Raw genomic sequence first — 11286 nt, forward strand, 5'->3', positions numbered from 1 at the left:
CAACCAAGTGTAAAAAGAATTGAAGAGGATATTCAAAAAAAGCTTATCCGATAAATCTGCAAAATGAGTCACATAAATGATTAAGCAGAAGAACTCTGAAAAACCAATCTATCATCAGATTGGCGCTAAAAATAAACCTCGTTTTATAAAGCAGAGAGAAAAGTAAAAGTTAAGATATGTTAGGCAATGTAAAAAGATATTCTTTTTAAAAGAAAGCAAACTATAAACAATGGAAGAAGTATTGTGTGTTCTAATCGCAATAAAGACGTACAACCCAATAAAAAAATAAAATCTCATAAAACGAAACAATGTGATCTGCTCATTGCAGGAGGAGCGGCTGTCGGTTTAACTCTAGCGATAGCACTCAAACAAACAGCCCCTAATCTGAAAATAAAAATCGTTGATGCTGCTCCACAAGGAGATACCCCTGCTTCTAACATACGAACCATTGCCCTTGCTGCTGCTTCTATTCGTATGTTAAAACAATTACAATGTTGGGAACCTATAAAACCCTATGCGCAACCCATTCATTCAATGATCATCACAGATACAAGCACAAGTGATCCTGTCAAACCCACTCTTTTAACCTTTGAAGGCGACATTAACCCTGGTGAGCCCTTTGCTGCTATGGTAGAGCATAGAGAGCTCATCAACACTTTAAAAAAACGTGTCAAAGATCTCAATATCCCTGTTATTGCAAACACGCGTGTCATTGATTTTCATCAAGAAGACCAGCATACAACTGTCACTTTAAATAATGAAGAGGTTTGGCAAACAAAATTGCTTATTGCAGCCGATGGAGCCCATTCGAAATTACGCCAAAAAGCAGGCCTTAAAAACTTTTCTCATCCCTATAAACAAACAGCAATCATCTGCACAGTTGAACATGAAAAACCTCATAATGGTCAAGCAATTCAACATTTTTTACCTGCCGGTCCTTTTGCTCTTCTCCCTCTCAAAGGCAACCGATCCGCCATTGTGTGGAATGAAGGTCATAAAACTGCGCAATATTATCTCAAAGCTGATGAACTTATTTTTGAAGCAGAACTCGAAAGACGCATTGGCCATCGATTAGGCAAACTCTCTTGGGATGGCGAACGTCAAGCTTTTCCTTTGAGTCTTTCTTTAACACGTCAATGCGTTAAACCACGTTTTGCTCTCGTTGGTGATGCCGCCCATACCATCCACCCCATTGCAGGACAAGGACTCAATTTAGGATTACGCGATAGCGCTGCCCTCGCTGAAGTGATTATTGAAACAGCACGTCTAGGCCTTGACATTGGCTCTCTCACTGCTTTAGAGCGCTATCAAAGCTGGAGACGTTTTGAAATCGTCCGTATGGCTTTAAGCAATGATTGGCTTAATAAACTCTTTTCTAATGATAGCCTTCTTTTACGGATGCTCCGCGATACCGGCCTTGGAATCATTAATCAAGCGCCCAAAATAAAAAAATACTTCATTCAAGAAGCTGCCGGACTCACTCCAAATGCCCCACGTCTTCTACAAGGCTTCCCACTTTAAGAAAAAATTCATACCATTCTACAACCTTTACCTCTCTCCTTCAAAGAACAAAAAACTCCTATCTCATACAATCTGTTTACAAACCAGATTCCTGTCGAGTAATTCTCTCTTGACTTCCTCCTCCCATATTTCACTTCACATAAGACTCGACAAGCAAGCTACATTCTAAGAATATTCACTACGCACTGAAAAAAAATGTCTCAAAAAAGTTGCCTTATACCTCCACACCATAAAAGAAGACATTTCACGTCATAACGAAATAAACAAGACTTTTTAGCACACAACACTTTTATTTATAATAATAATTCATTATTCTTATATTGAATGAGAAAGCTGAAGATCATAAAATACTCTTATTTCAAATCTCTCTCATGTTAAAGCAATCAAAATCATTCGCTTGCACATCACAAGCGAGAGTGTCCTATAAATAAAAACAATTAAACAAAGCAATAAAAAGCCTCCCCCTCTCAAGTACCAAGAGCTTTAGCAGCAGTGGAAGCAAGTAAGTGTATAATGGCGCCAGCTTACACTTTTTATTGAAGTAAAAAATGGTGGACTACAATGGATCTTATATGATCATAGGAACTTTTACGTTATACTATTCACGAGAAGCGCCGTAAAATAAGCTTAATTGCTTTGAAACGTTTTTTTTAAAAAAGCGCGTAAATTGGTAACACAAATGTATTGCGTTTGGAGCATTCTGTTTCTCAAACAGACTCTTTAACTTATTGTGGAATACCACATGATTTCAGGAAAAATATTCTGATATATAATTAAAGTGTTCCGTACTCTATACCATCACACACAATTGTAAACCTGTATATCACCCCCCTATTTCACACCATAAAAGAAGATAAACCGCAATAGAAATAACCCAATTCTTTTATTTTCAAATACGCTCTTTATTCATTATTCATAAATGCTCACAAATGAATTTTAATCACAAACGCTCAAAAATATGTCATAAATTCTATAAACCCACAACAGCCATAGAAATTTTTCATTTTCTACACACTCACTCATCTCAATTAAACCAACGATAAACAAAGTAAATGCCTCATATATATCTTACAGAAAAAAGGCCAAACAAACTCTATAATATCAGGATTGTTCTACAGAACAGTATTTCAAAAATATAAGTATGCTAATTTATCAACCTCTTAATTGATAAAACTCTTTATTTGCATAGACGAAAAAGAGCAATGTCAATAAAACGATAAAAAGAAGCAAAATATCCCCCTCTCTCAAATGCCAAAAAGCAATTATAATATTTTAATCTGGCATTATCATTATGCTTGCCAGATTATAACAACAAAACCTTTTGCATTTAAATAAATTTGTTCATGCTCCCTATCATTGTATTTGGTCACTCAATACTTTAATATATTTGTTCAGTATGTTTATACAATCAAATTACCCAAAAGAGCACACTTCTTGCATTTACATTCCTTGGTATTCCCTTATCTTTTAAATATCGCACACGTGTTACGTTACTTCGAGTTCATCAAGTGTATACCCATTCTCCAACCACTCTTTAATCCACTTAGGTCTACGTCCACGCCCATTCCATAATTCCCATTGGTTATTGGGATTTCTATAATGGCGCTCTTTGCTTACAAGATCAGCGATATCAATTCCATGGGCATTAGCAATTTCAAGAATTTTTCGTCGCGCATTTTGCTTTTCCTTTGCTTGCCGTTTTTTTAATTCCACATCGATTTGTGTACGCATCTCTTGTAGTTCATCAAAATTCATATTCTTGAGATCATTCACCTTAATTACTCCCCTTGCAAAAAAGAATCTTTTCTTGCCATATTTTAAACACAATTATAGACAATTTCTGTCTATTTATTATCGAAATTAAAATTACGATACATATATCACTTTGACGGAGATGTGCTTTGGACCACAAAGAGCTATTTATTGGTATATCAATTACCACCACTGCATCTTTTTTCAGTTCAATTGCTGGAACTACTAAATGCAGTGCTCAAGCACCATCACACCTCTCTGACTCTCATAAATCAGGTGTCAAAAGTAAATATAAATCATCACTCTATAAGTTATGGCAATACGCAACAAAGAACAAGCCCTCTCTGTATAATGATGGTGTAGTTCGTTATAACAATAAAACCTCCGCTCACACACAGCGGCTTTTTACTTCGTATAAATGTTTTTTGAAGAGATTTTTTCAACTAGAGAATTATATAAAACAAGCAGCTTCAATACAGTATCGAAGATTATTATTTTTTAAAAACTCCGTCTTTTCTCGTGGTTCCAATAATATTGGTTGGCGTAATATGCTCTATTTTGTTCCACGCTTTTATCTTTCTTGTTGGATATTCGCATATATTAAAAATATTCTTAGGAGAAAACAAAACAATAATCACAAGGGATATTCTAAGCTAAACAATCTCGTTCTGCAAATTTATAAAATCAAAAAACAACGAGAAAAAGCACCACAAAGAATGAGCATTTATATTAATAAAATTCTTCATAATAAGGTGTATTGCTAATGATTGTTCCAGATTTAACATTTTTTGCTGCTGCATACATGTCCAATACGCCCCCCCCCATGACATTTTCAGTTATCGCCGAGCAAGAAGCACAGGACAATGTCTATGTAACAGATGATAAAGATAACTTGTTTTATCAATCATCTCAGCTTGAGAAAACAATCGCAACAGCTGAACAGTTTAAACAGAATAAACATAATTTCAACATAATTTCAGGGAAAATTAGTGTTGGAAATGTGAAATTGTGTTCTCTTTTTGATGTGTTTGATTTTTGCAGAAATATTAAAGCTGAACAAAGCGCTTTAACTTACTGCTATGAACAAACAACATCAAAGCGCATCTTTGAAAAAGCGACTTTGCAGTCTGTGCTGAATTTTTACGATACAGAAAATTCAAACAACATCTCTGTGCAGAAAGTTACTTCATATATTGGAGCAAAGGCTGCTGTACAAGAAAATGAAGATTTGCAGGAGCCTGTAAAGCTTAAAAAAGAAGAACCAGAACAGACAACTAAAGTAGATTCTCTTCCTCTCTCTTCAAAAGGAGAGGAAGATGCATTTACACATAAAGAAAGTGGCGCCCGCGATGCTTTTTCAGCTGAAGATTCTTCTTCATCGAGAGGATCGCTAGAGTGACAACTGATATTTTCACGAAACACTAGAATTTTGATAGGATATTATAATGAAAGGTAGATAAGAAAATGTTAAAGCTCTAATTAGTAAGATTGAACAAAATCTTTTCTAATTGAGGGCAAAGATAATGAAAATGATAGAACAAAACAGCGTTGATATAGCATTTAGTCAAAAAGCGGCACGTGAGATTACGGTCGTGATGCTTTCAGAAAAAGAATGGTATTTCACGTTTATTTCCGATGATCCAATCACCGGAAAGCCAAATAAATATACGTTACTTACACAAAGAGGAAAATTAAGAACTTGGGCTGATCCAAAATATCTCTTTAAGTTTCTTCATGAACGAGGGGTCATTTGTGGGAGTTTTAATCTTAATCAGGATAAAGAACATGAAACAATTAAATATTCTTCACACAACAGCTCGTAATAAAATTGCTTTATTTTCTGCAGCTTTAACCGTATTCTCTATGGCACATCCCATCTGCGCTCAAGCGCAAGTTTTAAACAACGCAAAGACAGCTTTAGGTGCTCTGAAAACAGATCTTATTAACAGTATTATCCCTGTTGCTGCTGCCGTTATCCTCTTGTGCTTAGCAATTGGTTATGCAGGACGATACATCGGAAAGGATACGTTTGTACGCTGGGCAATTGGTGTTGTCATCGCTGGTTCAGCAGCTGAACTTGTCAAAATGCTATTTGGAACAGCTCCATGAATTATACGTAAGTATAATTTTAACAAAATAGATTTTACTTATTAATTTTAAATAAATTAGTAATAATCTCAATGGTGTTGAAAATAACGATAAAACTCTTAAGAGAATAGAAAATGAAACAATTAAGTAAATCTAAATCAAAAAATAATCGAATTATTGCATTTTCTGCAGCTTTAACCGTATTCTCTATGGCACATCCCATATGCACTCAAGCGCAAGTTTTGGGCAAGGCAAAGACAGCTTTAGATACTCTGAAAACAGATCTTATTGACCATATTATTCCTGTTGCTGCTGCCCTTATCCTCTTGTGCTTAGCAATTGGTTATGCAGGACGCTACATCGGAAAAGATACATTTGTACGGTGGGCAATCGGTGTTGTCGTCGCAGGTTCTGCAACCCAACTTGTCACAATGTTGTTTAAACCATAATGAATTATATGTAAGTATAATTTTAACAAAATAGGTTTTATTTATCTATTTTAGATACACTGATGTATAGTATCATTTAATGTAAAATAGTAACACATAGCATTCATAAATGCTTCCTGAAAGAATGAAAAATGAGAAAATTAAATAATTTAAAATCAAAAAATAAGAACAGAATCATAACAATTTCTGCAGCTACCACAACATTTTTTATAACTCATCCTATATGTGCTCAAGCACAAGTTTTGGATCCAGCCAACAAAGCTTTAACAGCTCTAAAGACAGATCTTACTACTAATATTATTCCTATTGCTGCCGCTGTTATACTTTTGTGCTTAGCAATTGGCTATGCAGGACGCTACATCGGAAAAGATACATTTATACGATGGGCAATCGGTGTTGTCATTGCAGGTTCAGCAACTGAACTTGTTGGGATGCTATTTACTAAGTAATAATAAATTTAAATGTAATTATTGGTTAACAAAAATGAAGAAATTGAATAGTTTTAAATCAAAAAACAATCTAATCATTTCAGCTTCTGTAGCTATAAGCGCGTTTTTTATGGCTCACCCTGTACATTCCCAAGCGCAAGTTTTGGCTCCAGCGAACAAAGCTTTAACAAGTTTACAGGATGATCTTGTTAAAAACATTATTCCTGTTGCTGCTGCCGTTATCCTGTTGTGCTTGGCAATTGGTTATGCAGGACGTTACATCGGAAAGGATACGTTTGTACGCTGGGCAATTGGTGTTGTCATTGCAGGTTCTTCAACCCAACTTGTCACAATGTTGTTTAAACCATAATGAATTATATATAAGTGTAATTTTAACAAAGTAGGTTTTATTTATCTATTGTAGATACACTGATGATAGTATCATTTAATATAAAGTAACAACACATAGCATTCATAAATGCTTCCTGAAAGAATGAAAAATGAGAAAATTAAATAATTTAAAATCAAAAAAGAACAACAAAATCGTCACACTTTCTGCAGCTATAACAACATTTTTTATGGTTCATCCTGTACATTCCCAAGCGCAAACTTTAAAAGCTACGGATGCTTTAAAAGCTCTGAAAACAGATCTTACTACTCATATTATTCCTATTGCTGCTGCCGTTATACTTTTGTGTTTAGCAATTGGTTATGCAGGACGTTACATCGGAAAAGACACGTTTGTACGGTGGGCAATCGGTGTTGTCATCGCAGGTTCTTCAACCCAGCTTGTCTCAATGTTGTTTAAAACAGTGTAAAGTTAACAATAAATAAAGTTAATAATAAAAATGAATAGTAGCTGTATACCAGTAATAATATCGCTCATACTACGAAAAAAGGAATATTATTTATAGCAACTTTAATTAAAAGGGGATAAAAGATATGAAACAATTAAATACGCTTCAATCAAAGATATGTGAGATTAGTGCTATTTTTATCACTTCAGTTATACTATTAATAACTCAATCTGCATATGCTCAGACGGAAACAAAGAGTTTAGATGTTTTCATAGGGATGCAATATGGATTAAGTATACTTATTCCTATCGTAGCCATCATTATTCTTTTATTTCTTTTGCTTATTTATATATTTCGCATCATCGCAAGAGCTACATTTATGCGATGGGCCTTCAGCGTCATTATTGCTGGTGCAGCCTTTTATATTAGCCACATATTATTTCATCTCCACTGACAAGAGCACCCCCATGAAATCACAAGAACAAAAAGAATTTCCCCTATTCAAAGGAGCGACACGTGTTCCAACGATATGGGGTGTCCCCATGATGCCATTTATCGTTATGGTTATGGGGGTCGCTGTTATTGCTATGACAGTAAGTATCTTTTTGTGGATTATGGCACCTCCATTATGGTTCATTATGGTGCAAATCACTAAAAACGATGATAAGGCGTTTCGTATCTGGTGGTTATGGATCGATACTAAGTTTCGCAATCGCAACAAAGGTTTTTGGGGCGCATCAAGTTATAGTCCCTCTGATTATAGTAAAAGGAGATAAACATGACAGCTGTTGAAAGCAGCAAACGCCTTGCATCAGAGGCGCCTGTAAGCCTGTTTTTGCCTTATTCACATCATATTACAGATACGATTATTTCCACTAAAAATGCGGAATATTTGTCAATCTGGAAAATTGACGGGCGTTCACATCAAAGCGCTTCAGAAGAAGATATTTTTCAATGGATAAAAGAGCTTAACAATACTCTACGGGGTCTTGCATCAGCCAATTTATCATTTTGGACGCATATTGTGCGCCGCCGTGTTTATGAATATCCTGATTCAACATTTGATCAAATGTTTTGCTATCAACTTGATGAAAAATATCGGCAAAGCTTTACTGGTTATAATTTGATGGTCAATGATTTATATCTGACTGTCATTTTCCAACCGATAGCGGATAAAATTATGTCGTTCTTTTCTAAACATGAACGTGAAACGCTTGATCAAAAAAAGATGCGCCAAGACTCATGTATCAAAGAACTCAATGACATCAATCGTACTTTAGGCCAATCTTTAAACCGTTACGGTGCAGAACTTCTTGGTGCTTATGAAAAAAATGGGCATATTTATTCTTCTGCACTTGAATTCCTTGGAATGCTTGTCAATGGTGAATATCGCCCTATGCCCATTTGCCATGACCGTTTTGCTGACTATATGTCTATCAATCGGCCTTTTTTCTCAAAATGGGGTGCTCTTGGTGAACTGCGCACAACCAGTGGAATGCGTCGATTTGGAATGCTGGAAATTAAAGAATATGATGCAACAACCAAACCAGGGCAATTAAATGTTTTGTTGGAAAGTGACTTCGAGTTCGTATTGACGCAGAGCTTTTCGGTGCTTTCTCGACATGCTGCTAAAGACTATTTACAACGGCATCAGCGTAATCTTATTGATGCAAGAGATGTGGCAACGAGCCAAATTGAACAAATTGACGAAGCACTAAACCAGCTTATCAGTGGGCATTTTGTCATGGGAGAACACCACTGCACATTGACTATCTATGGTGATACAATTCAACAAGTTCGCGACCATATGGCCAAAGCAAGTGCAGCATTACTAGACGTTGCGGTACTGCCCAAACCTGTAGATTTAGCGATAGAAGCTGGCTATTGGGCACAACTTCCTGGCAATTGGAAATGGAGACCGCGTCCTGCTCCAATTACATCATTGAACTTTTTATCATTTTCATCTTTTCATAATTTTATGTCAGGAAAACCCACTGGAAACCCATGGGGACCAGCCGTCACAATTCTTAAAACAACCAGTAAAACACCGCTTTATTTCAATTTTCATGCCTCCAAACTTGAAGAGGACTCGACAGATAAACGTTTACTTGGTAATACCGCACTTATCGGACAATCTGGTTCCGGTAAAACCGTGTTACTTGGCTTTTTGTTAGCACAAGCGCAAAAATTTAGTCCAACAACTGTTGTTTTTGATAAAGATCGTGGCATGGAAATTGCCATTCGGGCGATGGGTGGAAAATATTTAACATTCAAGCCAGGCAGGAGAAGTGGTTTCAACCCTTTCCAACTCCCACCCACACAAGAAAATCTTATTTTTCTGAAACAATTTGTTAAAAAATTGGCAGAAGCTGGTGGTGAAGTCACGCATCACGACGAAGAAGAAATTAACAAAGCGGTTATGTCTGTTATGAGCAGTAACATTGACCAATCACTCCGTCGTTTGTCCTTTCTGGTACAATTTTTACCAAATCCACGTTTAAGTGATTATAATGCTCACCCATCTGTTCATGCTCGCTTACTAAAATGGTGTGAAGGTGGTGATTATGGATGGTTATTTGATAATCCCCATGATGCTCTTGATCTCTCAACACATCAAATTTACGGCTTTGATATTACGGAATTCTTAGATAATTTTGAAACTCGCACCCCAGTGATGATGTATTTGCTTTACCGCACAGAAGGTATGATTAGCGGACAGCGATTTATGTATATCTTTGATGAGTTTTGGAAGCCTTTGCAAGATCCGTACTTTGAAGATTTAGCGAAAAATAAACAAAAGACTATTCGTAAACAAAATGGTATTTTTGTTTACGCAACACAAGAGCCTAGCGATGCCTTGGAAAGTAATATTGCTAAAACACTCATTCAACAGTGTGCGACTTACATTTTTCTAGCCAACCCCAAAGCAAATTATGAAGATTATACAAAAGGCTTTAAACTAACAGATACCGAATTTGAACTCGTTAAAGGACTTGGTGAGTTTAGTCGCCAATTCCTCATTAAGCAAGGTGATCAATCTGCGCTTGCAGAACTGAATCTTGGTAAATTCCATCTGACACGCGATGGAAAAACCATCGAACACGACTTTAGTGACGAGCTCTTGGTGTTATCAGGTACACCTGATAACGCAGAATTAGTCGAAAGCATTATCACGGAAGTTGGTGATGATCCGGCAATATGGTTGCCAATTTTCTTACAGCACGCAAAAAATGACAGGAGGGAAACATGAAAAAAAAGGTCATTTCAATAGTAGTTGTAATAACTTTAGGGGTTTCAAACCCAGCAATGGCTTGGGTTTGGGGCGCTGGAGCGGCGGATTTAAGTATATCAATTCCAACTACGTGGCCCAATCTTTTGGGGAGTTCAAAATCAAAGAAAAAACCTCCACAACAAAAGACAGCGCCACCTGACCCGCTTCTCGATACACTAAAAAAACAACTTGAGGAAATAAAAAAGGTACACGAATCTATAACGGGAAGCGAAAAGTTCGACACTAAAAAACTTAAAAATGCACAAACAGATCACAGCAGTTTTTTTCTCAAAAATCCAGAAACACTCTACAATAGAAATAAATCTTCTGCTCTATCTACATCACTTGAAAATATTTTAAAAGAAGAAGAGATTTCTGCCTCTGTCCATGAATCTAGCAGTTTTATCAACAAGCGTAGCCAATATGCAGCCATCACTGATAAAGCCGTAAGTTTAAAGACTTTTGAAGAAGCAAACAACCGTTTTCAGCAAATTGAAGAACTATTAAATGAAATCAAGACAACAAAAGACCTAAAAAGTATTGCTGAGTTACAAGCACATATAATTGGAATGCTCGCTATGGTACAAAATGAAACAGCAAAACTACAAATGGTCACACATTTACGCAATGCTGAATATACACTTATCAAACAGCAAAAGGACAAACATAACATAAAAATTTTGAATAGTAAAAACACGAAAATGCCTACCATAAGATTTATTAGATAAGGCTTTTTATAACAATATTTCGTGTATTATTTTTCCTGTATGCTCGTAAAGAGCAAAGGTTAGTGCATAATATTCAGTTTTCTCTCATAGACTGAAAAGATCTACGACCTTTAATTCTATCCTAAAGAACTCAACGAAAAATGCTTAAAAAGCATATATAAAGTTGAAAATTCGCTAAAGAGGAATTCCATGGACTTTACAGTGTTCACGCAACTTTTCAATAAAATTGATCAGATAACAAAAACATATGTC

Annotated in this window: 14 protein-coding genes; 13 read left to right on the top strand and 1 reads right to left on the bottom strand. The window is 35.9% G+C overall.

Annotated elements, in window-relative coordinates:
* The first annotated feature begins 243 nt into the window (after positions 1–243).
* Positions 244–1521: a ubiquinone biosynthesis hydroxylase gene (locus ACFIK6_RS04090; RefSeq protein ID WP_375677394.1), complete on the top strand. Its 1278-nt coding sequence runs from the start codon at positions 244–246 to the stop codon at positions 1519–1521.
* A 1485-nt stretch (positions 1522–3006) separates the two neighbouring features.
* On the opposite strand, the gene ACFIK6_RS04095 is transcribed toward ACFIK6_RS04090, so the two are convergent.
* Entirely contained in the window at positions 3007–3294 is a 288-nt protein-coding gene (locus ACFIK6_RS04095) for an H-NS family nucleoid-associated regulatory protein (RefSeq protein ID WP_015857007.1), read from the bottom strand.
* Between the two features lie 128 nt (positions 3295–3422).
* Here ACFIK6_RS04095 and ACFIK6_RS04100 point away from each other — a divergent pair, with 128 nt between their 5' ends.
* The 12 genes from ACFIK6_RS04100 to ACFIK6_RS04155 all read left to right on the top strand — a co-directional run bounded on the left by ACFIK6_RS04100 (position 3423) and on the right by ACFIK6_RS04155 (position 11034).
* A complete protein-coding gene (locus ACFIK6_RS04100) occupies positions 3423–4037 on the top strand; it encodes a hypothetical protein (RefSeq protein WP_375641886.1) in 615 nt (204 codons plus the stop codon).
* A complete protein-coding gene (locus ACFIK6_RS04105; protein ID WP_375677395.1) occupies positions 4037–4672 on the top strand; it encodes a TrwN protein in 636 nt (211 codons plus the stop codon). Before ACFIK6_RS04100 ends, ACFIK6_RS04105 begins: the two co-directional genes overlap by 1 nt.
* Before the next feature lie 124 nt (positions 4673–4796).
* The gene (gene korA, locus ACFIK6_RS04110) at positions 4797–5096 is read left to right on the top strand and encodes a KorA family transcriptional regulator (protein ID WP_375656496.1); all 300 of its coding nucleotides are present in this window, start codon (positions 4797–4799) and stop codon (positions 5094–5096) included.
* On the top strand, positions 5059–5382 hold the full coding sequence (gene trwL / locus ACFIK6_RS04115; protein WP_375677396.1) for a VirB2 family type IV secretion system major pilin TrwL: 324 nt from the start codon (positions 5059–5061) through the stop codon (positions 5380–5382). Before korA ends, trwL (ACFIK6_RS04115) begins: the two co-directional genes overlap by 38 nt.
* 113 nt (positions 5383–5495) lie before the next feature.
* On the top strand, positions 5496–5810 hold the full coding sequence (gene trwL / locus ACFIK6_RS04120; protein ID WP_375677397.1) for a VirB2 family type IV secretion system major pilin TrwL: 315 nt from the start codon (positions 5496–5498) through the stop codon (positions 5808–5810).
* A 131-nt stretch (positions 5811–5941) separates the two neighbouring features.
* A complete protein-coding gene (gene trwL / locus ACFIK6_RS04125; RefSeq protein ID WP_375677398.1) occupies positions 5942–6259 on the top strand; it encodes a VirB2 family type IV secretion system major pilin TrwL in 318 nt (105 codons plus the stop codon).
* A gap of 34 nt (positions 6260–6293) precedes the next feature.
* Complete coding sequence (gene trwL / locus ACFIK6_RS04130) at positions 6294–6608, top strand: VirB2 family type IV secretion system major pilin TrwL (protein ID WP_375677399.1); 315 nt, start codon at positions 6294–6296, stop codon at positions 6606–6608.
* Between the two features lie 130 nt (positions 6609–6738).
* Positions 6739–7056 carry a VirB2 family type IV secretion system major pilin TrwL gene (gene trwL / locus ACFIK6_RS04135; protein WP_375677400.1) on the top strand — a complete coding sequence of 106 codons (318 nt, stop codon included), beginning with the start codon at positions 6739–6741 and terminating at the stop codon, positions 7054–7056.
* A 124-nt stretch (positions 7057–7180) separates the two neighbouring features.
* Positions 7181–7489 (top strand): conjugal transfer protein, encoded by a 309-nt coding sequence (locus ACFIK6_RS04140; protein WP_375677401.1) that lies wholly within the window; start codon positions 7181–7183, stop codon positions 7487–7489.
* A 13-nt stretch (positions 7490–7502) separates the two neighbouring features.
* Positions 7503–7811, top strand: coding sequence for a type IV secretion system protein VirB3 (locus ACFIK6_RS04145; protein WP_375606609.1), 309 nt, complete (start codon positions 7503–7505; stop codon positions 7809–7811).
* A 2-nt stretch (positions 7812–7813) separates the two neighbouring features.
* Positions 7814–10285, top strand: a complete 2472-nt coding sequence (locus ACFIK6_RS04150) for a VirB4 family type IV secretion/conjugal transfer ATPase (protein ID WP_375677402.1) — start codon at positions 7814–7816, stop codon at positions 10283–10285.
* Positions 10282–11034 (top strand): type IV secretion system protein, encoded by a 753-nt coding sequence (locus ACFIK6_RS04155; RefSeq protein WP_375641893.1) that lies wholly within the window; start codon positions 10282–10284, stop codon positions 11032–11034. The genes ACFIK6_RS04150 and ACFIK6_RS04155 overlap by 4 nt, the downstream gene beginning before the upstream one ends.
* Positions 11035–11286: the final 252 nt, after the last annotated feature.

Origin of the sequence: Bartonella sp. AS69XJJH (assembly GCF_042195585.1) — a bacterium.
Classification (GTDB): domain Bacteria; phylum Pseudomonadota; class Alphaproteobacteria; order Rhizobiales; family Rhizobiaceae; genus Bartonella.

Bases quoted from the DNA above. Each gene is read 5' to 3' on its own strand.
- trwL (WP_375677397.1), top strand. From the start codon at position 5,496: ATGAAACAATTAAGTAAATCTAAATCAAAAAATAATCGAATTATTGCA.
- ACFIK6_RS04105 (WP_375677395.1), top strand. From the start codon at position 4,037: ATGATTGTTCCAGATTTAACATTTTTTGCTGCTGCATACATGTCCAAT.
- ACFIK6_RS04140 (WP_375677401.1), top strand. From the start codon at position 7,181: ATGAAACAATTAAATACGCTTCAATCAAAGATATGTGAGATTAGTGCT.
- ACFIK6_RS04145 (WP_375606609.1), top strand. From the start codon at position 7,503: ATGAAATCACAAGAACAAAAAGAATTTCCCCTATTCAAAGGAGCGACA.
- ACFIK6_RS04150 (WP_375677402.1), top strand. From the start codon at position 7,814: ATGACAGCTGTTGAAAGCAGCAAACGCCTTGCATCAGAGGCGCCTGTA.
- trwL (WP_375677400.1), top strand. From the start codon at position 6,739: ATGAGAAAATTAAATAATTTAAAATCAAAAAAGAACAACAAAATCGTC.
- korA (WP_375656496.1), top strand. From the start codon at position 4,797: ATGAAAATGATAGAACAAAACAGCGTTGATATAGCATTTAGTCAAAAA.
- trwL (WP_375677396.1), top strand. From the start codon at position 5,059: ATGAAACAATTAAATATTCTTCACACAACAGCTCGTAATAAAATTGCT.
- ACFIK6_RS04155 (WP_375641893.1), top strand. From the start codon at position 10,282: ATGAAAAAAAAGGTCATTTCAATAGTAGTTGTAATAACTTTAGGGGTT.
- trwL (WP_375677398.1), top strand. From the start codon at position 5,942: ATGAGAAAATTAAATAATTTAAAATCAAAAAATAAGAACAGAATCATA.
- trwL (WP_375677399.1), top strand. From the start codon at position 6,294: ATGAAGAAATTGAATAGTTTTAAATCAAAAAACAATCTAATCATTTCA.